This window comes from Streptomyces sp. NBC_01717, from assembly GCF_036248255.1.
GTDB lineage: Bacteria > Actinomycetota > Actinomycetes > Streptomycetales > Streptomycetaceae > Streptomyces.
In genome coordinates this window covers 7,558,799-7,584,760 of record NZ_CP109178.1, presented here as the reverse complement: position 1 = coordinate 7,584,760, position 25,962 = coordinate 7,558,799, and the positions used below count along the sequence as shown (strand labels likewise).

Genomic DNA, 25,962 nt, shown 5'->3' with positions numbered 1-25,962 from the left:
CCAGATCACTGCCGCGCGGGCCGGGGCCTTGACGGCCTATTTATCAGGCAGGGTTCCTGATAGTTTACTGACCGCACCGTGACGTCAGGCGCGGGGGCCGACCGCGACAGAGAATTCCCAGGGGAGGGCACGGCGGCATGACGACGGAATCCACAGAGACGGTCTTCGGCACGGAGCAGGTGAGGCGGGCCAGGTTCGCGATCGCCGCGGTCTTCACCGTGCACGGCGCGGTGACCGGCAGCTTCGCCACCCGCGTGCCCTGGATCCAGGACCACGCCGGGGCGAGTGCGGGTCAGCTGGGCATCGCCCTGGCCTTCCCGGCGATCGGCGCCTCGCTCGCCATGCCGTTGGCCGGTGCGATCAGCCATCGCTTCGGCGCCAGAACCGCACTGCGCGGACTGCTGGCGCTGTGGACGCTTGCGCTGACGCTGCCCTCGCTGGCACCGAACCTGCTGACGCTGTGCGCGGCGCTCTTCGTGTTCGGGGCGTCGGCCGGCATGTCGGACGTGGCCATGAACGCCCTCGGTGTCGAGGTGGAGAACCGTCTCGACAAGTCGATCATGTCCGGGCTGCACGGCATGTGGAGCGTGGGCGCCCTGATCGGTTCCGCGGCGGGCACCGTGGCCGCCCATATCGGCGCTGACGCCCGGCTGCACCATGTCCTCGCCGCTCTCGTGCTCACCGTGCTCGGCCTGATCGCCTGTCAGGGCGTACTGGATCTGCGCAGCGAGCCGGACGAGGAGCCGCCGCCGCGGTTCACCCTGCCGCCCAGGTCTGCGCTGGTCATCGGCGCGGTGGGGTTCTGCGCGGTGTTCGCCGAGGGAGCCAGTCTGGACTGGTCGGCGGTCTACCTCCGGGACATCATGGACAGCTCCGCCGGGCTCGCGGCCGCGTCCACGACGGCGTTCGCACTGACGATGGCGGTGGCCCGGATCGCCGGGGACAAGGTCGTCGACCGGTTCGGTGCGGTCAGGACCGTGCGGGTGGGCGGATTGCTGGCAACCGTCGGGGGTGTGCTGGTGGTCTTTGCGCCGGGCGTGGTTCCGGCGATGTGCGGTTTCGGGCTGCTGGGCCTCGGTGTCGCCGTGGTCGTCCCCCTCGCGTTCGCGGCGGCGGGGCGCAGCGGGCCGAACCCGAGCCAGGCGATCGCGGGCGTCGCCACGATCACGTACACCTCGGGGCTGATCGCCCCGTCGGCGATCGGTTCGCTGGCCGAGGCGACCTCGCTGGTCGTGTCGTTCGGCCTGGTGACGGTGTTGGCGTTCGGCCTGGTGCTGGGGGCCGGGGTGCTGCGGGCGGGCGACCGCCAGGTCGCGGCGAAGGCGGTCGGCGTACCGGAGACGGCGGCCGAGCCCCGGGCCTGATGGGCTCGTTCCGCGGGCGGGGCTCCGGGGGGAGCCCCGCCCGCGGGCGGTCAGCCGGCGATCGAGTCGAGCTGTTCCGCTGCGGGCCGCAGCGCCCAGAGGTCGCCGCCGGGCGGCGTCTCCAGTTGCGGTACGGCGGCCTGCGCCTGCCGGTCACCGGCGTCGGCGGCAGCGTGCACGATGTCACTGGCCGCGTACCGGTAGAACTCCAGCTCGGGGTGCGGCCAGGGGGCCGCCCCGGTCGCGGCGGGCAGCAGATAGTCGACCGCCTTGAACAGGCTCTGCCCCTGCGGCCCTCGGTACGCCCAGAGGTCCACACCGACCTGCTTGCCGATCGCGGCGAGCCGCGTGTAGGCGACCAGGTCGAAGGTCGAGTAGTGCCAGCTGCGGGTGCGTGCCAGCTCCTGCGGCTGGGTGCCGTCGCCGGCGATCTGCGGGTCGATCCGCAGCGCACGCGCGTCAAGGACGACCTTGCGGGCGAGGTCCTTGTCACCGGTGGCGAGGGCGAGTCCGGCGATCTGCATGTCCTGGAAGGTGCCGTGGTTGTTCTGGGCGGCCGATTCCTGCTTGCCGAAGTCCGAGTTGACCAGCCAGTCCAGGAACGACGTGTTCCAGGCCCGCATGCCGGTCCGGTCGTTCTTCGACCAGCCGGGCGCACCGGTGTCGAGGAGCGCGATGGCGTCCAGGACCGAGGTGTACTGCTGGGAGAAGTCGATGATGCCGATGGCCCGGCCGTCGTACTTGCAGGGGATGAACTGCCCGTGGTTCAGGTTGGGGTTCATCCGGGTCGCGGGGTCGAGGAACCAGGTACGCAGGATGTCCGAGGCGTGCTCGGCGTACTGCTTCCGGCCCGTGTAGTACCAGGCGAGGCTGAGCGTGGTGACCGAGTTGAAGACCTTGCCGATGTCGGGGCGGTCGGTGCCGGTGTCGACCTCGGGGTTGCGTTCGCCGTCGCGCTGGACGTACGGACAGCCCCACGGGTTGTCCGCGGTCTTCGGCTGGGAGGGCCACCAGTACGGGGCCTGGCTCAGGTAGTCGTGCGGGTCCCCGCTCGGTGCGGGCTTCGGCTTGTCGACGACCGTCCAGGGGCCCTGGTCCAGCCAGCTGTCCGCCTTCACGGTCAGCGCGTCGACAGCCGTGCGCAGAGCCCGGTCGCCGTGGTCGAGCCGCAGCTTGGCCTGCTGAATGCGGTGGCCGTCGATGACCACGGTCCTCGGCACCCGGGGCGGCGGGCGGTGGCCGTGGGCGGTGGCGGCCGCGGAGGAGGCGGCCGGCACCAGGACGGCGGCCAGGGCAACGGCGGTGGTGAGCAGGGCTCCGAGACGCCGACGAGGTCTTTCGCTCATCGAGCACTCCCCTCATGAATCAGATATGTGAATGATGTTCACGAGCAAGACCGTGTGAGCGTAGAGCCGCCTGTTCGGAGTGACAATGCTTCGCGCACGATTCATGGATAGGACCTTCGGGCGGGGCTCGCGCAACGCAACCCGGACACGGGTCGACACCGCTCCGGCATTACCATGGCGCTGATCTTCTCCGCGGTGGCGCCGGGCCCGCACGAACACGGCACCGGGCACCGCACGGACCCACACACGGACACACAGGGAGCGACCATGGGCGGCCTCGGCGTGCGCTGGACCTTGCACGGCGACGGAAAGACCCCCGCACCGGGGGCCGTGGTCCGGCCCGATGAGCGGCTCTCCTGGCCCCGTACGTTCGGGCTCGGCGCCCAGCACGTGGTTGCGATGTTCGGCGCTTCGTTCGTCGCCCCGGTGCTCATGGGGCTGGACCCGAACCTCGCGATCATGATGTCCGGTGTCGCGACGGCCATCTTCCTGCTCGCCACGCGCGGCCGGGTGCCCAGCTATCTCGGCTGTTCGCTCTCCTTCGTGGGCGTGGCCGCGACGATCCGGGCCGGTGGCGGGGACAGTGCCGTCGTCACCGGGGCGGTCTTCGTCGTCGGCGTGGCGCTCTTCCTCGCGGGTCTCGCGGTGCAGCGCTTCGGTGCCCGGATCATCCACGCGGCGATGCCGCCCGTGGTCACCGGCGCCGTCGTCATGCTCATCGGCTTCAACCTGGCGCCGGTCACCGCGTCGACGTACTGGCCGCAGGACCAGTGGACCGCGCTGCTGGTCATGCTCTTCACCGGCATGGCCGTGGTGTGCCTGCGCGGATTCTTCTCGCGCATCGCGATCTTCCTCGGTCTGGTCTTCGGCTACGTGCTGTCCTGGGTGCTGGACCGGGTCTTCGGCAAGATCCATTCACCGGCCGGCGGCGCCGAGGCGGTCGACCACTGGCGGCTCGACCTGTCGGGTGTCTCCAAGGCCGACTGGATCGGACTGCCGTCCTTCCACTCCCCGAGCTTCGAATGGTCGGCCATCCTGGTCGCGCTGCCGGTGGTGATCGCGCTGATCGCGGAGAACGCGGGGCACGTCAAGGCCGTGGGCGAGATGACCGGTGACTCGCTGGACGACAAGCTCGGCACCGCGATCGCGGCGGACGGCGCAGCCTCCATGCTCTCCACCGCCGTGGGTGGCCCGCCCAACACCACGTACTCCGAGAACATCGGCGTCATGGCCGCGACCCGGGTCTACTCCACCGCCGCGTACTGGGCCGCCGCCTGCTTCGCTCTGCTGTTCGGACTCTGCCCCAAGTTCGGCGCGGTGGTCGCGGCCATCCCGGGCGGGGTCCTGGGCGGCATCACCGTCATCCTGTACGGGATGATCGGCCTGCTGGGCGCCCAGATCTGGATGAGCGGCAACGTCGACCTCCGCAACCCGCTGAACCTGGTGCCGGCCGCCGCGGGCATCATCATCGGTGTCGGCGGGGTCAGCCTGAAGATCACCCACGACTTCGAACTGAGCGGGATCGCGCTCGGCACCATCGTCGTGATCACCGGCTACCACGTGCTGCGGGCCTTCGCCCCGGCCCATCTGAAGCCGCAGGAGCCCCTGCTGGACGCGGGAACGTCCACGTACGACGACTCGAAGCCGCCCACGCAGTAGCCCGTTCCGGGAGGAACTCATGTCCACCACCATCCGCAGGGCAGTCATCCCCGCTGCGGGCCTCGGCTCACGCCTTCTCCCGCTCACGAAGGCGACGCCGAAGGAGATGCTGCCGGTCGGTGACAAGCCGGTGATCGAACACACCGTGCGCGAACTCGTGGCCTCGGGCATCACGGACATCACCATCGTCGTCTCGGGCGGCAAGGGACTGATCCAGGACCACTTCCGGCCCAACCCCACGCTCGTCGCCCAGCTCCGCGCGGACGGCAGGAACGCATACGCGGACGCCGTGGAGGAAGTCGGGGACCTGTCCAGGCTCGGGCACATCACCTACCTCGACCAGCACGGCCCGTACGGCAACGGAACCCCCGTCCTCAACGCGGCGCGGAACTTCGGTGACGAGCCGATGCTGGTCCTGTGGCCGGATGACGTCTTCGTCGCCGGGACTCCGCGTGCGCAGCAGCTGATCAGGGCGTACGAGGCGACGAGCTGCCCCGTACTCGCTCTCATGCCGATGGACCCCGCCGACTCCCACCGCTACGGCGTGCCCGTCGTCAAGGAGGACCTGAACGACGGGCTCCTGCGCATCACCGGCCTCGTCGAGAAGCCGAAGCCGCAGGACGCCCCGTCGGCGTACGCGGCCATCGGTGGATACGTCGTGACCCCCGGGATCGTCGACGAGCTGCGCCGGCAGACGGAACGCTGGTACGAACACCGCACCGGCGAGGTCTACCTGACCGACGCGATCAACGCCTACGCAGCCGGCCGCGCCGTGTACGGGCAGGTCATCGAGGGCCAGTGGTACGACACCGGCAACCCGCTGGCCTATCTCACCGCCCAGTTCGCCGCCGCGCTCGCCGACCCGGAGTACGGCCCCCATCTGCGCAGGCTCGCGCAAGAAGTCGGCGAGACGCCTTCGGCCTGACCGCACACCACCGCACTCCCCCGTCCGGAACGACCCGGGGCGGGCCTCCGGGGCACCGATGGCTCTGCCGTCGTTCCCCCGTTCCGATGAACCCACGGCCCGTCGGCGCCGCCGCGGGCCCATGGCTGGGACGCTGCCCCCATGGCGCAGTTCAAGCAGATGGAGCAGTTCGCGGACCGGGCCGGTCCCGTCGCCGCGCCGCCCGCTGTCACCTCGGTGCTCGGGCGGATGCGTGACCTTCAGTCCTCCTGGCCGCCGGTCGACGGGGTGGCGGTCTTCAACCGGGTCTATCTGACAGTCACCGACAACATCGACCGGCAGATCGCCGAAGGCGCGTTCCCTGACCGGCCGGCCGCGGCCGCCCTGGACATGAAGTTCGCGGAGCGCTATCTCGCGGCCGTCGACGCAGCGTCGGCGGGGCACCGGCCGCCCGACTGCTGGCGCCCGCTGTTCCAGTACCGGCACCATCCCGGCGTACGGCCGCTGCAGTTCGCGATGGCGGGGATCAACGCACACATCGGCCACGATCTGGCGCTCGCCGTGGTGGACACGTGCCGCACGCTCCGCTGCGCTCCGCCGGACCTGCAGGACGAGTTCGACCAGGTGGGCGATCTCCTCACGATGCTGGAGGAGCAGATCCGGGAGGACCTGATGCCGGGACCCGATCTGCTGGAGGTCGCGGATCCGCTGACCCATCTGCTGGGGTCATGGAGTCTGGACCGGGCTCGCGAGGCGGCGTGGTCGGCGGCCCGGGTGCTGTGGCGGCTGCGTGATCTCCCGGTGCTCGCCGAGGAGTTCCGGCAGCGGATGGACGCGGGTGCGGGTCTGGTGGGGCGCTGTCTGCTCACTCCGTGCCACTGACCGCACACCGCCGCGAAGGCGACCGCACCGCGACGACGGCCCATCCGGTGCGCCGTCTGCCGCTCGGTGCCGGAGCCCGGCCGGGGCCGGCGGCGCAGCGTCCGCCGGCCCGCGTGACGCCGGTCAGTCCTCCGGGAGTTCGACCGGGGCGATGTCGTCGAAGACGTCACCGGGGCCGGGGTTCGTCGCATCCGTGGCGCCGCCGAACTGGTTCATCACACCCCAGACCGCGTTGAGCGCGGTCTGCACGGCGCCCTCGGCCCATCCGGCCGTCCAGGAGATATCGTCGCCCGCGAGGAAGAGTCCGCGCTTGTCGGCGGGCAGCCGGTCCTGCATGAAGTGGGTGAACAGCCGCCGCTGATAGCGGTAGTGACCCGGCAGGTTGGCCTTGAACGCGCCCATGAAGTAGGGCTCGTTCTCCCAGGAGACCGTCACCGGGTTGCCGATGATGTGCTTCCTGATGTCGACGTCCGGGTAGATCTCGCCGAGCGACTTCAGCATGACCTCCATGCGCTCGTTCGGAGAGAGCGGCAGCCACTTCAGGCTGTCGTCGCACCAGGTGTACGAGAGGCAGATGACGGCCGGCTTGTCGGGCCCGTCGTCGAGGAGATAGGTACCCCGGGTCATCCGGTCGGTGAGTGTCATCGACATGACGTCCCGGCCCGTGGGAACCCCTCTGTCGTCGACGGCCTTGTCCAGCCAGAACGGCCGGTCGACAGGAACGAACAGCTTCGACGACTCCATGTAGTGGGTGCGTTCCATCGCCGTCCAGTGGTCGATGGGGAACAGCGCGTCGTCGCAGTCGATCTTGGAGAGCAGCAGCCAGGACTGGCCGGTGAAGATCGCCGCCCGGAAGGTGCGGATGTCGCCGGTCGCGTCGGTGACGGTGATCCGGTTCCCGGCGGTGCGGTGCAGCCGGGTCACGGCGGGGCGGGGCTCGCCGTCGTGCAGCGAGGACAGCGACGTGCCGAGCGGCCAGTGCACGATCTTCTGCGGCTCGCGCTCCCAGAGCCGCAGCGGGAGCTGCTGGCTGCCGCCGACGATGCCGCGGTGATGGTCGTCGGCCTCGGTGTAGACGACCCGCAGAATCTCCAGGATCGAGTTGGGGAAGTCGGTGTCCCAGCCGCCGGTGCCGAAGCCGACCTGGCCGAAGATCTCACGGTGCCGGAACGACTTGAAGGCGTCGGAGGCGCAGAGGAAGCCGTAGAAGGTCTGGTTGTCGAGCTTCTCGACGAGCTTCGACCAGATCTCCCGGATGCGCGGCACGTCGCGCTCGCGCATCGCCCGGTTCATGTCGGAGAAGTCGGCGCCCTCCTCCAGGCAGGCGTTCCAGGCGTCCATCACATCGCGGTAGACCTGCGGGAGATCGGCGATGGTCTCCGCGTAGTGCGACTCGCCCTTGAGGTCGACGACGGTCGACGGGGTGGCGGGGGACAGCGGGTTCGGGAACGGCTCGGTCCGCAGACCCACCAGGTCGATGTAGTGCTGCAGCGCCGTGGAGGACGGCGGGAAGCGCATCGCGCCCATCTCGGCGGTCAGCGAGGGGTCGCAGCCGTCGAAACCGACGGTACGCAGCCGCCCGCCGATCTGGTCCGCCTCGTAGACGACGGGCTTGAGGCCCATCTTCATCAGTTCGTACGCGGCCACGATGCCGGAGAGCCCGCCACCGATGACGGCCACCTCGGTGCCGTGCTCGGTCGCCGGTATCTGGCCGAGCCCAGCGGGGTGGGCCAGGAAGTCGTCGTACGCATAGGGGAAGTCCGGCCCGAACATGGTGATCGGCGGCTGCGCGTCGGTGTGCTGGACGGCGTTGGGCACCGTGGACGTCATGGGGTACGGACTCCTTGCACGGGAAAGAGGAAGCGGGACGGCGCGGGCTCAGACGAGGGAGCCGTACAGACCGGGGCGACGGTCGTGCAGATACGGGTTGGCGGCGCGGGACGCGCTCAGGAACTCCGGGTCGACATCGCCGACGACAAGTTCCTCGCCGCGTCCGGCCCGGGTGCGGACGGTGCTGTCGGGGCCGGCCAGGCAGCTCAGCCCGACGAACTCGAACTCGCCTTCCGGACCTGTCCTGTTGACGTACGCGACATACATCTGGCTCTCGAAGGCACGGACCGGCACGACGGACTCGGCGACGAACTGGAAGGGGTGCATCTGCGCGGTCGGCACCAGCAGCAGGTCGGTGGCGGCGAGCGCGTGCGCCCGTACGTTCTCCGGGAACTCGACGTCGTAACAGATCATGATCCCGATGCGTACGCCGTCCAGCTCGGCCTGGACGACGGGCTGCTCGCCCGGGGTGAACCACTGCTGCTCGAAGCAGCCGAACAGGTGGGTCTTGCGGTAGTTGGCGAGCCGGGTGCCGTCCGGGCCGATCAGCTGCGCCGCGTTGAAGATCAGCTCGTCCGCGCGCTCCGGGTAGCCGTACAGGACCGCGAGCCCGTGCCGTACGGCGATGTCGGCGATGATCCGCGCGGAGGCGCCGTCGGCGGGCTCGGCCAGCCGGGGCACGTCGTCGCCGATGGCGTATCCGGTGAGGAACAGTTCGGGGCTGACCAGCAGCCTGGCCCCGGCCGCTGCCGCGCGGCCGGCGGCCTCGTCGAGCACCTTGATGTTCTCGGCCACCGAGCCCGGACGTCCGGAGCTCTGGAGCAGGGCGGTGCGCAACGGCGGCATGGCAGACCTCGGGCGGTGCGGGCTGAGCGGGGACGTATAGACCGTACGGGCCGGGATTCCGGCCGGACAAGCTGCGAGCGTTGCGCGCCGACCGTCGATCCATTGCGCGATCCACCCGTGCGGCGGCGATTCGTTGCGCGGAGCGTCGTTGCAGGTCAGAGGGGTGATTTCGGTCTCGCCGAGGACCACCTGCCCAGGTGCATGTGCGCGGCCCCGGCAGGACGGGCCGGCGAGCCGCCGACCGCCTGTGTGATCAGCCCGGGGTCCCTGAGGAGTACCGCCGCAGCAGCGGTGACAACACCAGCACCGACTTGGTGCGTTCCACGTAGGGCTCGCCCGCGATCCGCTCCAGCACCTGCTCGAAGTGGCGCATGTCTGCGGCGAAGACCTGGACGATCGCGTCCGCCTCCCCGGTGACGGTGGAGGCCGACGCGATCTCCGGATAGCGCGCCAGACCGCTCTTGATCGCCTCCGGCGAGGTGTTGCGGCTGCAGTAGATCTCGATGTATCCCTCGGTCTCCCAGCCGAGCGCCGCCGGATCCACCCGTACGGTGAAGCCGGTGATGGCCCCCTCCGCGCGCAACCGGTCGACGCGGCGCTTCACCGCGGGCGCGGAGAGGCCGATGATCGCGCCGATGTCGGCGTAGGAGCGGCGGGCATCCTCGGCAAGGGCGTGGACGATGCGTTCGTCGAGATCGTTCAGTCGCACTTCAGGTGGATCACTTCTCTGCGATGGGCGTTCGGGGACTGCGGCACACCGTGCCGCACCCGAAGTAGAACACGCGGTGGAGAACGGGGCCGTACGGACGTCGGGGCGACGCGGCGGGGTAAGGGTGCAGTGCGCACCCCTACCGAACGGAGACCCGATGACCTGGCTCGACCCCGACCTCTTTCTGCGCGGTGTGGCCTGGCGGGACGGTGTGCGTACGGTGCGGGCCGACCCCGCCGATCTGGCGCGGCTGCCGTGGGACACCGGGGCGCGGGCGCTGCTGCCCATCGGGGTACGGCTGGAGTTCCTGGCACCGGGTGCGCGTGCGGTGGAGATCCGCTACCGCGCCGCGGTGCCCGACCCGGCGGACGAGCTGCACGACCTCGCCCACGTGTTCGCGCTCTGGCAGGGCGACCGGTGCGTGGCGGAGACTTTCGCGGAGCCCGCCGAGGAGGCGGTCGCCGTGCTCGTACTCCCGCCCGGGGAAGGCCCGTTCACCGTTCATCCGCCGCAGGGACAGTCCCCCCTGATCCTCGGCGTGCGGGCGGTGGGCGGCACGCTGCTGCCCGCTCCGGCGCAGCCGCGGTGGGTGGTGCACGGCGATTCGATCACCGAGGGCTGGTGGTCCACGCGCCCCGCCAACGCGTGGCCCGCGGTGGCCGGCCGCGCGCTCGGGCTGGACGCGGTCAATCTGGGGTACGCCGGGTCGGCGCGCGGGGAGCTGTGCGTCGCCGAGCAGATCGCGGCGCTCCCGGCCGACGTACTGACGCTGGCGTTCGGTACGAACTGCTGGTCAGGAGTGCCGTTCTCGGCGCCGCTGCTGTACGAGACGGTGCGCGCGTTCATCACCCTGGTGCGCGCGGGCCACCCCGGGACACCGTTGCTGCTCGTCTCACCGCTCCTGTGCCCGGACGCCGAGGACACCCCGAACGCCCTCGGGGCCACTCTGCGCGAGCTGCGGACGGCACTGGAGGAGGCCGGTGCCGACCTCGTCCGCGCGGGCGACTCCCGGCTGTCCGTGCTGCCGGGACGCGATGTCCTCGGGCCGGAGCACCTGGCGGACGGCCTGCACCCGCACGACGCCGGCCACGCCCGTCTGGCGGCGGCCGTCACGGAGGCGCTCGCCCCCTACCTATCCGCGGCGGACTGCTGAGTGACGTCCTCCCCCGCCGACGGAAGAAGTCCGGGCCGCGTCGGCGGCCCGGACTTCCTCCTCGTCGCATCCCGGCGCCACCGGGAGCGAGATGCCCTAGCTCCAGCTGGCGTGCAGCGCCTTGCCCTCGGCGTAACCGGCGGCGCTCTGCACACCGACGACCGCCTTCTCGGCGAACTCCTCCAGGGACGCCGCTCCGGCGTACGTGCACGAGGAGCGGACGCCCGCGATGATCGAGTCGATCAGATCCTCGACGCCGGGGCGGGCCGGGTCCAGGAACATCCGCGAGGTGGAGATGCCCTCCTCGAAGAGCGCCTTGCGGGCCCGGTCGTACGCCGACTCGTCCGACGTGCGGTTCTTCACGGCGCGCGCGGACGCCATGCCGAAGGACTCCTTGTAGTAGCGCCCGTCGGCGGACTGCTGGAGGTCGCCGGGCGACTCGTACGTACCGGCGAACCAGGAGCCGATCATCACGTTGGACGCGCCCGCGGCGAGCGCCATGGCGACATCGCGCGGGTGGCGGACGCCGCCGTCCGCCCAGACGTGCTTGCCGTACTTCTTCGCCTCGGCGGCGCACTCCAGCACCGCGGAGAACTGGGGCCGCCCGACCCCGGTCATCATCCGGGTGGTGCACATGGCGCCGGGGCCGACACCGACCTTGATGATGTCCGCGCCGGCCTCGATGAGGTCGCGCACGCCCTCGGCGGCGACGATGTTGCCGGCCACGATCGGCACCTGCGGGTCCAGCGCACGGACCGCACGGACCGCGCTGATCATGGACTCCTGATGGCCGTGCGCGGTGTCCACGACGAGGGTGTCGACGCCCGCGTCGAGGAGCTGCTTGGCCTTGCCCGCGACATCGCCGTTGATCCCGACGGCAGCGGCGATCCGCAGCTTGCCGGCGGCGTCGGTGGCCGGGGTGTAGAGGGTGGCGCGGAGCGCGGCCTTACGGGTGAGGATGCCGACGAGCCGGCCGTCCGCGTCGACCGCGGGGGCGAGCTTGCGGTGGGCTCCGTCGAGCTTGGTGAACGCGTCGCGCGGATCGATGTCCGCGTCGAGCAGCACCAGGTCCTTGGACATGACCTCGGACAGCTGGGTGAAGCGGTCGACACCGGTCAGGTCGTGGTCGGTGACGACGCCGATGGGCCGCTGCTCGTCGTCGACGACGACGCCGGCGCCGTGCGCGCGCTTCGGCAGCAGGGACAGGGCGTCGGCCACGGTCTGGCCCGGGGCCAGCACGATCGGCGTGTCGAGCACGAGGTGGCGTGTCTTGACCCAGGAGATGACGTCGGTGACGACGTCGATCGGGATGTCCTGGGGGATGACGACCAGCCCGCCGCGGCGGGCGATCGTTTCGGCCATCCGGCGGCCCGCGATCGCCGTCATATTGGCGACGACGAGCGGGATGGTGGTGCCGGTGCCGTCCGGCGAGGAGAGGTCGACCCCCTGGCGGGAACCGACCGCTGAGCGGCCCGGAACCATGAAGACATCGTCGTACGTCAGGTCGTACGGGACCGAGGGGGACTCTGTGTAGCGACCGGTGCCGGGCTCAAGAAAACGCATAAGGCTCATTTTTTCATAGGGAACCGCGCAGGTCGCTGCCCTGAAGACACAGCAAAAGGCTCCCGCGTTCATACGTTCCTACAAGGGCTGCGTGCGGGAGTCCCGGGCAAGTGGAACCTGCCTTACCCGCAGACACTACCCGAACAGCTTTCAACCATTCGCGATCATCTTCCCTGGACCTGGTGACAAGGGGTCAGGTAGCTTCAAACGCGCAGGTCCCGCGGGTCGCAAACAGGTCCCGAGGAACAGGCGGAACGGCCCCAACTTCCGTCACACGTACGACCGGAGAGGATCCAGACCCGCCCGTGGAGAACGAACTGCCGGACATCTACTGCCCGTTCCCCCAGCAGACGAACCCGCACGTCGCGCACACACGTGTGCACCTCGACAGCTGGACGCGCAGCACCGGTCTGGTACACCGGGATTCAGCCAGGGAGCGCTTCGAGCAAGCCGACTTCGGCGCGTTCGTCGGCATGGTGTATCCGACCGCGAACGCCGAGAATCTCGATCTCGTCGCCGACTGGTTCGTGTGGCTGTTTCTCGTCGACGACCAGCTCGACGACGGCCATCTCGGCCGCAGCCCGGACCGGGTGCGCGACGTGGTGGCGCTGATGCGCACAGTGGTCCAGGGCACCGGCACCGGCCCACTGCCGGACGAGGATCTGCCGGCCGCGGTGGTCGCCCTGGCCGACCTGTGGGAACGCACCACGCCGAATGCGGCCGCGCACTGGCTGCGACGGTTCGCCTGGCACCTGATCACGTACCTCACCACGGCCACCACCTGGGAGGCGGGTAACCGGGCGAACGGTGTCGTGCCGTCCGAGGAGACGTACATCGCCAAGCGGCGGCACACCGGCGCCATACATGTCTGCATGGACCTGATAGAGATCGTGGCCGGTATCGAGGCACCCGAGTCGATCCACAACGACCCCCGGTTCATCGTCGCGCTCGAAGCCTCGTGCAACGTCGTGTGCTGGGCCAATGACGTGTACTCGTACGAGAAGGAACAGGTCCTCGGCGAGATCCACAACCTCGTCCATCTGGTCCGGCACCACCGTGGATACGGCAAGCAGCAGGCGCTCGAGCACGTCTGCGCGGAGATCGCCAGGGAGACGGAGCGCTTCCTGGCCGCCGAGGCCGAGCTGGTGACGGCCTACCCGCTGCTGTCCGGGATGCTCGTCCCGTACATGAACGGGATGCGGAGCTGGATGCGCGGCAATCTGGACTGGTCGCGGCAGACGCCGCGCTACAACCCGGCGGACGTCAGCCAGTACAAGGAGCCGCAGCAGTACCTGGAGCCGACGGTCCTGGGCGTACGCCAGGACTGACCCCGTAGCGCATCACATCGGCCGCCGGCGGGAGGCGGGGAGCCCCCGTCCGGCGGCCGGGGTGCAGTGGCCGACGGGCGGCCCGTCCAGGGCGTCGCCCGGTCCCGCTCAGTCCCCGTCCGGGTCGGCCCGCTCCAGCGCGGGACGCCGCGGCGCCGCGGACTCCGTCAGCAGATATTCGGCGGCCGATGTGTCCGTCACCAGGCTGGTGACCAGACCGGACCGCAGGACCGCCCCGATCGCCGCCGCCTTGCGCTGGCCGCCCGCGATCGCCACCACCTCGGGGATCCGCCGCAGCCGGTCCGCCTCGACGGTGATGCACCGCTCGCCCAGGTCGCGGCCGACCCGGCGCCCCTCCGTGTCGAAGAGGTGCGCGGACATCTCGGCAGCGACGCCGAGCGACGCGTAGTGCTCCCGCTCCTCGTCGGTCAGCATGTCGTGGACGGTGGAGATACCCGGCTCCCAGGAGCCGATGGAGACCGCGGCGACGGTCACCTTGTCGAAGTACTCGAAGGCGCGCGCGATGCCGGTCTGATGGCGCAGCGCGGCGGCCGTGGCCGGGTCGGGCAGCAGCATCGGCGCATAGATCGGGTGGGCCTCGCCGCCGGAGACCTGGGCGGCCCGCCGGACCGCCTCGACCGAACCGCGCTCGGCGGTACCCGCGTCGTACACCCCGGTGAGCTGCACGACCGTGCACGGCGGCAGCCGGTCGAGGGCCGCCGCCATGTGGATGGTGGACCTGCCCCAGGCCAGGCCCAGGACATCGCCTTCGTTCACCAGTTCGCCGAGAAGATCGGCCGCGACCTCGCCCAGGTTCTCCGGGTCCGGGGCGTCGTCCTGCTCCTCCGCGGGAGACTCGACGACGACCGCGTGCCGCAGCCCGTAGCGGGCCCGCAGCGCGTCGGAACGCTCCGCGTCCAACTCCGCGGGGACCCGGATCTCGATCCGTACGAGGTCACGCTCGAGCGCCGTCTCCAGGACCCGGGCCACCTTGAAGCGGCTGACGCCGAACTCCTCGGCGATCTGGATCTTCGACTTTCCCTCGAGGTAGAAGCGGCGGGCCATGGCCGCCGCCTGCACCAGCTCCGCGGGCCCCATCCGCAGGGCGGACCGTCCCGCCGACATAGCAGACACCGCGATCTCCTCACTGCTGTTCACACGCTCGATACGCCGTTCATCCTGTCAGATCCGGCGGTCCTTGATCGGTCCCGTCGGACCGCGTTCATCTGCCCTTGGCCGGGCCGACCGGCAACCGGGGCCCGACCGGGCCGCGTCGTCACTGCCGACGTCGCCGCCGGCTTCAGTGGTTGCACGCCCAGCCCGCCGAGGCGATCGTCCCGTCCGCCTTGGCACGCAGGGCGCGTACCGCCTCGGCCGGATCCTGGGCCCCGTACACCGCGGAACCGGCGACGAAAACGTCCGCACCGGCCTCGGCGCACCGCTCGATGGTGGACTCGGAGACCCCGCCGTCGACCTGGAGCCACATCTCCAGACCGTGCTTGGAGATCAGCTCACGGGTACGGCGGATCTTCGGCAGCATGATGTCCAGGAAGGCCTGGCCGCCGAAGCCCGGCTCCACCGTCATGATCAACAGCATGTCGAGCTCGGGGAGCAGGTCCTCGTACGGCTCGATGGGCGTCGCGGGCTTGAGCGCCATGGAGGCGCGGGCCCCCTTGGCCCGGATCTCCCGCGCCAGCCGTACGGGCGCTGCCGCGGCCTCCGCGTGGAAGGTGACCGAGCCGGCCCCCGCCTCGACGTACTGCGGTGCCCAGCGGTCCGGGTCGTCGATCATCAGGTGACAGTCCAGCGGAGTGTCCGTGGCCCGGCTGAGCGATTCCACGATGGGCACGCCGAGGGTCAGGTTGGGCACAAAGTGGTTGTCCATGACATCGACATGGAGCCAGTCGGCGCCTTCGACGGCCCTCGCCTCCTCGGCGAGGCGAGCGAAGTCGGCGGACAGGATGCTCGGGTTGATCTGGGCCATGTGCCAAGCCTGCCATGTTCCGCGGCACTTCCCCGCCCAGGTGCGGGCCAAAGCCTCACGGGATCATTACAGTTCGCGAAATCCAGGGGTTTCCGCCGCCCGATCCGGGTGATTCGGCCCTCGTCGGGCCGATCGGCAGCGGTCCAGGCCCTGCGGCGGCGGCCCTCTCCCGGCACCGCGTACCGCAGGGGCGAGGGTTTCGTTACGCAATTTCGTTACGCGTGGGTCCGGCACCGGCCGCGGTCGCTGTGGGACGCACACCCCGCCACCGCCCGCACGCGTCACAGGTCACCGCAGCGCGTGAGGCCGACGGTGCCGGTCCTTACGCAGTACGCCGCAGCAGGGCCAGGTACATCGCGTCCGTGCCGTGCAGATGCGGCCACAGCTGGACGTCGGGTCCGTCACCCAGCGCGGGCACACCGGGCATCAGCGGGCGCGCGTCCACCCACTCCGCCTCGACCGGCTGACCGCCGCGCCCCTTCAGCACGTCCTCGACGACCACTCGGGTCTCCGCGAGATGCGGGGAGCAGGTCGCGTAACCGACGATGCCGCCGACCCGCACGGCCTTCAACGCCTCCCGCAGCAGGCCCCGTTGCAGCGGCGCGAAGCTCTCCAGGTCCTCCGCGCGGCGGCGCCAGCGGGACTCCGGGCGGCGGCGCAGCGCGCCGAGGCCGGAGCACGGGACGTCCATCAGGACCCGGTCGAAGCTGTCGGGCTGCCACGGCGGGCGGGTGCCGTCGGCGGTGATGACCTGGTACGGGCCGGGGTTGCCGGCCAGCGCGCGCTCGACGAGCCGGGCCCGGTGCGGCTGCTTCTCGGCGGCGAGCAGGGCGGCGCCACGTTCGGCGGCGAGGGCGGCGAGCAGCGCGGCCTTGCCGCCCGGCCCGGCGCAGCCGTCGAGCCACCGGGTGTCGCTGCCGTCCACCGGCGCGTTGGCGAGGGCCGTGGCCACCAGCTGGCTGCCCTCGTCCTGGACCCCGGCACGGCCTTCCTGCACGGCGGCCAGGGCGCCGGGCTCGCCGCCCTCGGCCATCCGTACGGCATAGGGCGACCAGCGGCCGGGCAGCCCGTTCTCGTCGCCGAGGGCTGTGAACAGCTCATCGGTGCTGGAACGGCCGGGGCGGGCGACGAGGGTGACCTCGGGCCGTTCGTTGTCGGCTTCGAGGAGATCCTCGATCCCGGCGCGGCCGCCGCCCAGCGCGTCCCATAGGGCGGAGACGATCCACCGGGGGTGCGAGTGCACGACGGCGAGGTGGTCCTCGGCGTCCTCGTCGTACGACGGGGCGACACGCGCCACCCAGCCGTCGAGGTCGTCCGCGGAAACCTTCCGCAGCACGGCATTGACGAACTTCGCCCGTCCCTCGCCGAGCACCACCCGGGCCAGCTCCACACTGGCGGAGACCGCGGCGTGGGTGGGGATACGGGTGCCGAGCAGCTGGTGCACGCCCATGTTCAGCACATCGAGGACGGGCGGGTCGACCTCGCGCAGCGGCCGGTCGATGCAGGACGCGACGATCGCGTCGTACGTGCCCTGGCGCCGCAGCGTTCCGTAGACCAGCTCGGTCGCCAGTGCCGCGTCCCTGGCGTCGAAGTCGCCCTTCGCGCGTGCCTTCTTCAGCAGCGGGGGCAGGACGAGGTTGGCGTACGCATCGCGTTCGTCGACAGCCCGGAGCGCCTCGAAGGCGAGGAACCGGACCGGGTCCTTCTGGGGCCGGCGATGGGGCTTGGCGGGACGGCGACGCTGCTGGTCGTTCACGTGAAAGGTGCTCCGCTGATGGTGAGGGGGCGAACCCTCCCAGCCTACGTCGCCGTCGGATCGAGCCCGTCCGGCGTTTCAGGGCAGGACAGGCCACCGGACGGCCCTGTTCCGGCGTCCCCGCCGGAACGGGGCGCCGGACAGGTCTCAGACCCCGATCAGCTCCCCCGGAGCGATCCGCACCCCGCGCGCCCAGTCCGCGGCCCGCATCGGCTTCTTGCCCTGCGGCTGGACCCAGAGCAGCTCGACGGCGTGCGATCCGGTGCCGACGTACACATTGTTCTTGGACGCGGACAGCTCGCCGGGCGCCAGGTCGGCGCGGTCCAGGACGGGCACGGCCTGGATCAGCTTGAGCCGTTCCCCCCGGAAGATCGTCCATGCCCCGGGGGCGGGGGTGCAGCCGCGCACCACCCGGTCGACCCGCAGTGCGGGCGCCGACCACTGCACCTGGGCGTCCTCGACGGTGATCTTCGGTGCGAGGGTGACGCCCTCCTCCGGCTGCGGCACGGCGTGCAGGGTGCCGTCCTCGATGCCGTCCATGGTCGCGGCGAGCAGCCCGGCGCCGGCAAATGCGAGCCGGGTGAGCAGATCGCCGCTGGTGTCGGTGGGCCGTACCTCCTCGGTGAGGACGCCGTACACCGGTCCGGAGTCGAGTCCCTCCTCGATCAGGAAGGTCGAGGCACCGGTGACCTCGTCCCCGGCCATCACCGCGTGCTGCACGGGGGCCGCGCCGCGCCAGGCCGGGAGCAGCGAGAAGTGCAGATTGACCCAGCCACGGGCGGGGATGTCGAGCGCGGTCTTGGGCAGCAGCGCCCCGTAGGCGACGACCGGGCAGCAGTCCGGGGCGATCTCCCGCAGCCGTGCGAGGAAGTCCTCGTCGCGCGGCCGGACGGGCTTCAGCACCTCGATCCCGGCTTCCTCGGCGCGCTCCGCGACGGGGCTGGCGACCAGTCGACGGCCGCGTCCGGCCGGAGCGTCGGGGCGGGTGACGACGGCGGCCACTTCGTGCCGGCCGGAGGAGATCAGGGCGTCCAGGGCGGGTACGGCTACCTCGGGGGTGCCTGCGAAGACGAGCTTCATGGGTGGCTGACTGCCTCTCAGGCCGAAACGTACGGTGACGAGCAACGCACCAGTCTAAGGGCTGTCCCGTAATCCCTGGCGGGCGCGCGACGACGACCACGGCGCCTCTCCGCGTCGTCGGAACACCCGAATACATCCAGTATGCGGACGTCCCTCCGCCTTGCGGTGCACCGCACCGCATCCGACGCCGCGCGCCGATCCACCAGGGACTAAGGCACGCTCTCGGGCGGCAACCGCCCGGGGCGTACGCACGACCGTGCGCCCCGCGCATATGCGCGTACGCCCCTGAAGCGTGACCACAGCACCGGGTGACGCGTTGGTCAAGAGAGATTGACCGAAGCGGGCCGCCAGGTGCGGTCCGGCCCCTTTCAACGCCGGTTCGAGAGGCTTCTTCATGGCCGACCACGCAACCCACGACGCCCAAGCGCGGGCCAGCCTGCATCTGTTGGTGCGGGACATCGAGCGGGTCCGGCGGCAGGTGGACGCACTGCGCACGCTCACCGCCCAACTGGGCAACGTCTACCGTCCGCGCCGCTCCGGCCCGTCCACGGGCTTCGTCGTCTACGGCAGGGCCCCGGCCCCCACCGTCAGACTGGCCCAGGAACTGCGGGACAGCGTCGAGACCCTGGTGACGGCGGCAGTGGACTTCGACCGCTCGCTGGGCTTCTCCTGGGACGCGGTGGGCTCCGCACTCGGGGTCACCAAGCAGGCGGTCCACCGCCGCTACGGCGCCCGCCGGAACACCCCGCAGCCGGGGGCGGCGGAGATGGCCGCGGAGACCGCGGGGACGCGTCCCCTGCCCGTGACGCCCGGGCCCGGCGCGTCGTCGGCACTGCCCGCCGTACCCGCGGCCCGCTCGATGCCGCCACAGCCCTCGGCGGACCGCCCGGCCCTGCGTGAGGATCTGCGCCCCGGCGTCTTCCCCGGCCCGCGCAACGGCTGACCGAACCCCCCTCTGCCCCGCCGTGCCCGACGCACGGAGGGGCAGTCGTATGTGGCTCGCCGCACGTCCGGTCAGCCGATGTCCGGGGGATCGACCCTGATCCGTACCGGATCGCCGTTCCCTCGGGCCATCCGCGCCGCCTGCGCCGTCTTCAGAGCGGCGGCGAGCGCGGCGCCGCTGCCCGGCGGCACCCTGAGCAGTGCCCGCTCCCAGCTCTCCCCCACCGGCGCCTCCCACGGTCTGCGCGGTCTGCCGGGTTCGGTGCGCGGCGCCGGGACCGGGCCGAGCACCTCCGCCTCCGGCGGCAGTTCCGCGGCGGCGAGGAAGGCGGCGAGAGCCTCCGGCGGGCCGGTCACCGAGGCCATCCGGGACACCGGCGGGAAGCCCAGCTCGGCGCGTTCAGCCAGCTCGCGGCGGGCGTGGCCGACCGGGTCCCAGCGCACCAGCGCCTGGACCGGCCGCAGCGTCGGTTCGGCGACGATCACCACCGTCCCGCCTTCCTGCTGCCCCCGTACGAGTGACGCCGCGGCGGTCCAGCGGCGCAGCGCCTCCTCGCCGGCCCTCAGGTCGGGGCGGCCGACCATCGCCCAGCCGTCGAGCAGCAGCGCGGCCGCGTAGCCGCCCTCGGCGACGGGCTCGGCGCCGGGGGTGCTGACCACCAGCGCGGGCACATCGGGCACGGAGTCGAGGATGTGGTCGCGCCCGGACGTGCGCACCGGCACGGCGGGGAACGCCCGGCCGAGCTCCTCGGCGGTCCGCCGGGCGCCGACGATCTGGGCCCGCAGCCGGTTGGCGCCGCAGGCGACACAGTGCCAGGCGGTCTCGGCCCGGCCGCACCAGGCACAGTTGAGATCCCGCTCGTCCGGTGCCTCCAGCGGTCCCGCGCAGTGCCGGCACCGGGCGGGCTCACGGCAGCGCTCGCAGGCCAGCCGGGGCGCGTACCCACGACGCGGCACCTGCACCAGCACCGGTCCACTGCGCAGCCCGTCCCGCACGGTCTGCCAGGCGAGGCTGGGCAGCCGCGCCGCCCGGGCCGCCCCGTCCCGGGCCAGCTCGCCGTCGCCGACGGTACGGATCAGCGGCGCCGCGATCCGCAGCTGTTCCCGGTCCGCGCGCAGCGGCAGCGCCCAGCCGCTCTCCACCAGCTGGGCGGCCTCCACCGTGCAGTTCGTCCCGCCGAGCAGGAACGCGCACCGGCCGTGCGCGGCCCGCAACTCCAGGACCTCGCGGACATGCGGGAACGGGGCGTTGTCGTCGCTGTGGCTGGAGTCGCCGTCGTCCCACACGGCGACCAGGCCCAGATCCGCGACCGGCGCGAACATGGCGGCCCGCGTCCCGACCACCGCGCGCACGGATCCGCGCCGCACGGCGAGCCACTCCCGGTACCGCTTCTCGGGCCCGGAGTCGGCGGTCAGCAGCGCGTGGCGACCCGCCCCCAGCACCTCGGTGAGCGCGGCGTCCACCCGCCCGGCACTGCGCCCGTCCGGTACTACGACGAGCGCACCCCGCCCGGAGGCGAGGGTCGCGGCGACCGCCCTGGCGATCTCCTGCGGCCAGTGCGGCCCCGGCAGCGCGGTCCATACGGCCCGGGGCGCCTCGCCCTCGGCCAGCGCCCGCAGGAACGCGGGCCCCTGCTCGTACCGCTCCCAGCTCCCGGCCGACGGCGCCGGAGGCGGCGGGAGCGGTTCCGGCGACGGCTTGGACTCGGCCCGTCCGTTCCTGGGCGGCACGGCGAGCTGCAGCACATCGGCGAGACTGCCCGCGTACCGGTCGGCCACGGCCCGGGACAGGGCGAGGAGCTCGGGTCCGAGAACCGGCTCGGGCGATACGACATAGGCGAGCGCGGCGAGCGCCCCCTGGTAGTCCGACTCGGCACGCCGTTCGATGAGGAACCCGTCGATCAGCCCGCCGCCCTCACGGCGCCCGGCGCGGACATTGCGCCCCCCGGCCCCGAACCGCACCCGCACCCGCACACCGGGCTGCGCCTCGGCGTCGAGCTCTTCCGGCACGGCGTAGTCGAAGTACTGGTCGAGGTGGAGTACGCCCTTGTTGACCAGCACCCGGGCGACGGGCAGCTCCTTGGCGAGTGCGGCCCCCCGCCAGGTCCGCGGCTTGGCCCGCGGCACATTCGCCTTCCGTACGGTCTCCCGAATGAGCGCAAGCTGCTCCGGCGCCCCGCCCTCGGGCTCCGCGGACTGCTCGTTGTCGCTGCTCACAGCCAAATTCCTACCAGACACGACTGACAGCGGCCCCTGCCCGGGACCGTTCTCCCCGACCCTCCGGGGCCGCACGCACCGGGGCCCGGACACCGCGTGCGGCGTCCGGGCCCCGGCGTACGGGCGAGAGCGGCAGGCTTACAGCCCGGCCGCCTTGCGCAGTGCTTCCACGCGGTCCGTGCGCTCCCAGGTGAAGTCGGGAAGCTCGCGGCCGAAGTGGCCGTACGCCGCGGTCTGGGCGTAGATCGGACGCAGCAGGTCGAGGTCGCGGATGATCGCGGCCGGGCGGAGGTCGAAGACCTCACCGATGGCGTGCTCGATCTTCTCGGTCTCGATGGCGGCGGTGCCGAACGTCTCGACGAACAGGCCGACCGGCTCGGCCTTGCCGATCGCGTACGCCACCTGCACCTCGCAGCGCGCCGCGAGGCCCGCCGCGACGACGTTCTTGGCGACCCAGCGCATCGCGTACGCCGCCGAGCGGTCCACCTTCGACGGGTCCTTGCCCGAGAAGGCGCCGCCGCCGTGGCGGGCCATGCCGCCGTACGTGTCGATGATGATCTTGCGGCCGGTCAGACCGGCGTCGCCCATCGGGCCGCCGATCTCGAAGCGGCCGGTCGGGTTCACCAGCAGCCGGTAACCGTCGGTGTCCAGCTTGATGCCGTCCTCGATCAGCTGCGCGAGGACGTGCTCGACGACGAATTCGCGGATGTCGGGGGCGAGCAGCGAGTCGAGGTCGATGTCGCTCGCGTGCTGCGAGGAGACGACGACCGTGTCGAGACGGACGGCCTTGTCGCCGTCGTACTCGATGGTGACCTGCGTCTTGCCGTCGGGACGCAGGTAGGGGATGGTCCCGTTCTTGCGGACCTCGGACAGCCGGCGCGAGAGACGGTGCGCCACGTAGATCGGGAGCGGCATGAGCTCCGGGGTCTCGTCGCAGGCGTAGCCGAACATCAGGCCCTGGTCGCCCGCGCCCTGCTTGTCGAGCTCGTCCTCGTCGCCCTCGACACGCTTCTCGTACGCCGTGTCGACGCCCTGCGCGATGTCCGGGGACTGTGCGCCGATGGACACCGAGACGCCACAGGAGGCGCCGTCGAAGCCCTTCTTGGAGGAGTCGTAACCGATCTCCAGGATCTTGTTACGCACCAGCGTCGGGATGTCGGCGTAGGCCTTGGTCGTGACCTCACCCGCGACATGCACCAGACCGGTGGTGATCAAGGTCTCGACGGCGACGCGCGAAGTCGGGTCCTCGCGCAGGAGGGCGTCGAGAATGGTGTCGCTGATCTGGTCAGCGATCTTGTCGGGGTGACCCTCGGTGACAGATTCCGAGGTGAAGAGACGGCGGGACACATCGCTCCCTGGGGGTTGCAGCGGCTGCTGGCTGATCATTGGCGGACCGTCCGGGAGCTGCGCCCGGCACGGTCCGGCACCCAGTTTATCGGTCGCTATCGGTTGTCGGACAACGTGTCTCGCCCTTTGGAAGTTCTGTGACATGCGGCACTGCTTGCTGCGGTACGACAATCACGCCCCGAACAGACCCGGTATGCCCATTTTTAGGGGGTTTCAGGCACTTGAGAGGGGCTGAACGAGGTATTCACACGAAACGCGCCGTCACAAGATCCCAGATCGTGTCGGCGAGCCCTTCCTTCGGACCGTACGGCACGGGTGTCTCGCCGCCGTCGGCCGCGAGCACCACCGCTTCGTTCTCCTCGGAGCCGAAGGTCTTGCGCTCCCCCACCTCGTTGACGACCAGGAGATCGCAGCCCTTGCGGCGGAGCTTCTCCCGGCCGTTGGCGAGGACGTCGTCGGTCTCGGCTGCGAAGCCGACGACGATCTGGCCCGGCGTGGCCCGCTCGGCGGAGACCTCGGCGAGGATGTCGGGATTGCGTACGAGCGTGATCGGGGCGGGCTCCTGGCCGTCCTTCTTCTTGATCTTCCCCTGGGCGTACTCGGCCGGGCGGAAGTCGGCGACCGCCGCCGCCATCACCACCACATCGGCGTCGGCTGCGGCCTTCAGCACGGCTTCACGCAGCTGCACCGCGGTGCCGACGCGTACGACGTCGGCGCCGGACGGGTCGGGCATCCCGGTGTTGGCCTCGATGAGGGTGACGCGGGCGCCGCGAGCGACCGCGGTTCGGGCCAGTGCGTACCCCTGCTTGCCGGAGGAGCGGTTGCCGAGGTAGCGGACCGGGTCGAGCGGCTCCCGGGTACCGCCCGCGCTGATCACCACGTGGCGGCCCGCCAGATCGGGTTCGACGGGCCCGCGGGCCAGCACCCGGCGGCAGACCTCGAAGATCTCGCCGGGGTCGGGCAGCCGGCCCTTGCCGGTGTCGACGCCGGTGAGCCGGCCGACGGCGGGCTCGATGACGACGGCGCCGCGCCGGCGGAGCGTGGCGACGTTCTCCTGGGTGGCGGGGTGCTCCCACATCTCGGTGTGCATGGCGGGCGCGAAGACCACCGGACAGCGGGCGGTGAGCAGCGTGTTGGTGAGGAGGTCGTCGGCGAGGCCGTGGGCGGCCTTGGCCAGCATGTCGGCGGTGGCGGGGGCGACCACGACGAGGTCGGCACCCTGACCGATGCGCACGTGCGGCACCTCGTGGACGTCGTTCCACACCTCGGTCGACACGGGGTGTCCGGAGAGCGCCGACCAGGTCGCGGCGCCCACGAAGTTCAGCGCCGACCCGGTCGGGACGACGCGTACGTCATGACCGGATTCGGTCAGCCGTCGCAGCAGCTCACACGCCTTGTAGGCGGCGATGCCCCCGCTGACCCCCAGAACGACCTTCGGCTTCTCCACTGCGTCTCCCCGCACTCGGGTACGTACTCGGATACGTACACCCCCATGCTGCCTCACGGCGTCCGAGCGGCTCCCACAGCCCCGGACACACCACAGGCCCGGCGGGTGACCGCCGGGCCTGTGGTGAAGGTGCAATTCCTGCCTACTGCGCGGGGCCCTCGACGGCCTCGGAGGTCAGCAGGCCCGCGTTGATCTCGCGGAGCGCGATCGACAGCGGCTTCTCGTGCACGTGCGTGTCGACGAGCGGACCGACGTACTCGAGGAGGCCCTCGCCGAGCTGCGAGTAGTACGCGTTGATCTGGCGCGCGCGCTTGGCGGCGTAGATCACAAGGCTGTACTTCGAGTCGGTGGCCTCGAGGAGCTCATCAATCGGCGGGTTGATGATGCCCTCGGGCGTGGTGATGGAAGAGGACACTCTCTGCCTTCCGAAGGGGGTAAAAATCAAAGAGATCTTTGACAGTGCTGGTTCCGCCGGGGTGGCGATCCGGGTCGGCTGCGTCAGTCGCTGCTCTCACGGCGGGCGGAAGTCTGCAACATCAAGGCTAGCAGCTCGCGTGCCACGTCCTCGACGGAGGTGTTGACCAGCGTCGTATCGAACTCGGATTCGGCAGCGAGTTCGACCTTCGCGGCGGCGAGTCGTCGCTCGATGACCTCCGGCGCCTCGGTCCCGCGGCCGGTGAGCCGGCGAACCAGCTCGTCCCAGCTGGGCGGGGCGAGGAAGACCAGCCGCGCGTCGGACATCGACTGACGGACCAGTCGCGCCCCCTGGAGATCGATCTCCAGGAGGACCGGTTCGCCCGCCTCCAGGCGTTCGAGCACGGCCCGGCGCGGAGTGCCGTAGCGATTGCCGGCGAACTCGGCCCACTCGAGCAGCTCGCCGTTGGCGATCAGCTTGTCGAACTCGTCGTTGTCCACGAAGAAGTAGTGGACGCCGTTGCGCTCGCCGGGGCGCGGCCTGCGGGTCGTCGCCGACACCGAGAGCCAGACCTCGGGGTGGACCTTGCGCATGTGCGCGACGACCGTGCTCTTGCCGACCCCGGAGGGGCCGGAGAGCACGGTCAGCCGCGGACGTACGTCCGGGGGTACGGGGGACGTCCCCCGGGATGTTGCAGCCATGGAGCGATTATCCCCGTTCTCAGGGGTGCCTGAGAACGTCAGGCGGCAGAGCCGCCGAACTCTCGCTCCAGGGAAGCAATCTGGTTGGAGCCGAGACCTCGGACCCGGCGGCTCTCGGAGATCCCGAGCCGCTCCATGATCTGCTTGGCGCGGACCTTGCCCACGCCGGGCAGGGACTCGAGAAGGGCGGAGACCTTCATCTTGCCGATGACGTCGTTCTCCTGGCCCTGCTTGATGACCTCGTGGAGGGAGGCGCCGGAGTGCTTGAGTCGATTCTTGACCTCGGCCCGCTCCCGGCGAGCCGCGGCGGCCTTTTCGAGCGCGGCTGCGCGCTGTTCAGGGGTAAGGGGCGGAAGAGCCACGCCTACGTCACCTCGGATGTCGATCTGTCGGATACGGACCGGTGAGGAACCTAATCGCCCCACACCTGGTGAGCAACGAACAACCTGTGCACGTTGGCTCTCGACGGAGACTAGCGGCCAAGGCCGC

General features: G+C 71.0%; 22 protein-coding genes. 7 read left to right on the top strand and 15 right to left on the bottom strand.

Annotated elements, in window-relative coordinates; genetic code table 11:
- The first annotated feature begins 137 nt into the window (after window positions 1-137).
- Complete coding sequence (locus OHB49_RS34350; RefSeq protein ID WP_329164808.1) at window positions 138-1,364, top strand: MFS transporter; 1,227 nt, start codon at window positions 138-140, stop codon at window positions 1,362-1,364.
- A 50-nt stretch (window positions 1,365-1,414) separates the two neighbouring features.
- Here OHB49_RS34350 and OHB49_RS34345 read toward each other — a convergent pair whose 3' ends face one another.
- A complete protein-coding gene (locus OHB49_RS34345) occupies window positions 1,415-2,710 on the bottom strand; it encodes an alginate lyase family protein (protein WP_329164807.1) in 1,296 nt (431 codons plus the stop codon).
- Window positions 2,711-2,977: 267 nt separating this feature from the next.
- On the opposite strand from OHB49_RS34345, the gene OHB49_RS34340 reads away from it, so the two are divergent.
- The 3 genes from OHB49_RS34340 (at window position 2,978) to OHB49_RS34330 (ending at window position 6,155) form a co-directional block, all read left to right on the top strand.
- A complete protein-coding gene (locus tag OHB49_RS34340) occupies window positions 2,978-4,369 on the top strand; it encodes a uracil-xanthine permease family protein (RefSeq protein ID WP_329166719.1) in 1,392 nt (463 codons plus the stop codon).
- A gap of 19 nt (window positions 4,370-4,388) precedes the next feature.
- Window positions 4,389-5,294 carry a UTP--glucose-1-phosphate uridylyltransferase gene (locus tag OHB49_RS34335; protein WP_329164805.1) on the top strand — a complete coding sequence of 302 codons (906 nt, stop codon included), beginning with the start codon at window positions 4,389-4,391 and terminating at the stop codon, window positions 5,292-5,294.
- Window positions 5,295-5,435: 141 nt separating this feature from the next.
- Window positions 5,436-6,155 (top strand): DUF5995 family protein, encoded by a 720-nt coding sequence (locus tag OHB49_RS34330; RefSeq protein WP_443079589.1) that lies wholly within the window; start codon window positions 5,436-5,438, stop codon window positions 6,153-6,155.
- 123 nt (window positions 6,156-6,278) lie between these two features.
- Here OHB49_RS34330 and OHB49_RS34325 read toward each other — a convergent pair whose 3' ends face one another.
- The 3 genes from OHB49_RS34325 to OHB49_RS34315 all read right to left on the bottom strand — a co-directional run bounded on the left by OHB49_RS34325 (window position 6,279) and on the right by OHB49_RS34315 (window position 9,540).
- Window positions 6,279-7,985 carry a flavin monoamine oxidase family protein gene (locus tag OHB49_RS34325; protein WP_329164804.1) on the bottom strand — a complete coding sequence of 569 codons (1,707 nt, stop codon included), beginning with the start codon at window positions 7,983-7,985 and terminating at the stop codon, window positions 6,279-6,281.
- Between the two features lie 48 nt (window positions 7,986-8,033).
- A complete protein-coding gene (locus tag OHB49_RS34320; RefSeq protein ID WP_329164802.1) occupies window positions 8,034-8,831 on the bottom strand; it encodes a carbon-nitrogen hydrolase family protein in 798 nt (265 codons plus the stop codon).
- A 253-nt stretch (window positions 8,832-9,084) separates the two neighbouring features.
- Entirely contained in the window at window positions 9,085-9,540 is a 456-nt protein-coding gene (locus OHB49_RS34315) for an Lrp/AsnC family transcriptional regulator (protein ID WP_030918969.1), read from the bottom strand.
- Window positions 9,541-9,697: 157 nt separating this feature from the next.
- On the opposite strand from OHB49_RS34315, the gene OHB49_RS34310 reads away from it, so the two are divergent.
- Window positions 9,698-10,693, top strand: coding sequence for a GDSL-type esterase/lipase family protein (locus tag OHB49_RS34310; RefSeq protein ID WP_329164801.1), 996 nt, complete (start codon window positions 9,698-9,700; stop codon window positions 10,691-10,693).
- A gap of 96 nt (window positions 10,694-10,789) precedes the next feature.
- On the opposite strand, the gene OHB49_RS34305 is transcribed toward OHB49_RS34310, so the two are convergent.
- Window positions 10,790-12,256 (bottom strand): GuaB1 family IMP dehydrogenase-related protein, encoded by a 1,467-nt coding sequence (locus tag OHB49_RS34305; protein WP_030968818.1) that lies wholly within the window; start codon window positions 12,254-12,256, stop codon window positions 10,790-10,792.
- Between the two features lie 305 nt (window positions 12,257-12,561).
- Here OHB49_RS34305 and OHB49_RS34300 point away from each other — a divergent pair, with 305 nt between their 5' ends.
- Window positions 12,562-13,584: a terpene synthase family protein gene (locus tag OHB49_RS34300; protein ID WP_329164800.1), complete on the top strand. Its 1,023-nt coding sequence runs from the start codon at window positions 12,562-12,564 to the stop codon at window positions 13,582-13,584.
- 108 nt (window positions 13,585-13,692) lie between these two features.
- On the opposite strand, the gene OHB49_RS34295 is transcribed toward OHB49_RS34300, so the two are convergent.
- The 4 genes from OHB49_RS34295 to fmt form a co-directional block, all read right to left on the bottom strand.
- Window positions 13,693-14,709 (bottom strand): sugar-binding transcriptional regulator, encoded by a 1,017-nt coding sequence (locus tag OHB49_RS34295; RefSeq protein WP_030918957.1) that lies wholly within the window; start codon window positions 14,707-14,709, stop codon window positions 13,693-13,695.
- A gap of 175 nt (window positions 14,710-14,884) precedes the next feature.
- A complete protein-coding gene (gene rpe / locus OHB49_RS34290) occupies window positions 14,885-15,568 on the bottom strand; it encodes a ribulose-phosphate 3-epimerase (RefSeq protein WP_030968812.1) in 684 nt (227 codons plus the stop codon).
- A gap of 322 nt (window positions 15,569-15,890) precedes the next feature.
- The gene (locus tag OHB49_RS34285; RefSeq protein WP_030968810.1) at window positions 15,891-17,324 is read right to left on the bottom strand and encodes an RsmB/NOP family class I SAM-dependent RNA methyltransferase; all 1,434 of its coding nucleotides are present in this window, start codon (window positions 17,322-17,324) and stop codon (window positions 15,891-15,893) included.
- Between the two features lie 147 nt (window positions 17,325-17,471).
- Entirely contained in the window at window positions 17,472-18,404 is a 933-nt protein-coding gene (fmt, locus tag OHB49_RS34280; protein WP_329164799.1) for a methionyl-tRNA formyltransferase, read from the bottom strand.
- A 394-nt stretch (window positions 18,405-18,798) separates the two neighbouring features.
- Between fmt and OHB49_RS34275 the strand changes: the two genes are divergently transcribed.
- On the top strand, window positions 18,799-19,347 hold the full coding sequence (locus OHB49_RS34275) for a hypothetical protein (protein WP_329164798.1): 549 nt from the start codon (window positions 18,799-18,801) through the stop codon (window positions 19,345-19,347).
- 71 nt (window positions 19,348-19,418) lie between these two features.
- On the opposite strand, the gene OHB49_RS34270 is transcribed toward OHB49_RS34275, so the two are convergent.
- The 6 genes from OHB49_RS34270 to OHB49_RS34245 form a co-directional block, all read right to left on the bottom strand.
- Entirely contained in the window at window positions 19,419-21,563 is a 2,145-nt protein-coding gene (locus OHB49_RS34270; RefSeq protein ID WP_313936316.1) for a primosomal protein N', read from the bottom strand.
- Between the two features lie 138 nt (window positions 21,564-21,701).
- On the bottom strand, window positions 21,702-22,910 hold the full coding sequence (gene metK, locus OHB49_RS34265) for a methionine adenosyltransferase (protein ID WP_030918939.1): 1,209 nt from the start codon (window positions 22,908-22,910) through the stop codon (window positions 21,702-21,704).
- A 244-nt stretch (window positions 22,911-23,154) separates the two neighbouring features.
- Window positions 23,155-24,357, bottom strand: coding sequence for a bifunctional phosphopantothenoylcysteine decarboxylase/phosphopantothenate--cysteine ligase CoaBC (coaBC, locus tag OHB49_RS34260; RefSeq protein WP_329164795.1), 1,203 nt, complete (start codon window positions 24,355-24,357; stop codon window positions 23,155-23,157).
- Window positions 24,358-24,499: 142 nt separating this feature from the next.
- Window positions 24,500-24,772: a DNA-directed RNA polymerase subunit omega gene (gene rpoZ, locus OHB49_RS34255; RefSeq protein ID WP_030610454.1), complete on the bottom strand. Its 273-nt coding sequence runs from the start codon at window positions 24,770-24,772 to the stop codon at window positions 24,500-24,502.
- Between the two features lie 83 nt (window positions 24,773-24,855).
- Entirely contained in the window at window positions 24,856-25,473 is a 618-nt protein-coding gene (gmk, locus tag OHB49_RS34250; RefSeq protein ID WP_037851577.1) for a guanylate kinase, read from the bottom strand.
- A 38-nt stretch (window positions 25,474-25,511) separates the two neighbouring features.
- The gene (locus OHB49_RS34245) at window positions 25,512-25,835 is read right to left on the bottom strand and encodes an integration host factor (RefSeq protein ID WP_014157387.1); all 324 of its coding nucleotides are present in this window, start codon (window positions 25,833-25,835) and stop codon (window positions 25,512-25,514) included.
- Window positions 25,836-25,962 lie beyond the last annotated feature (127 nt).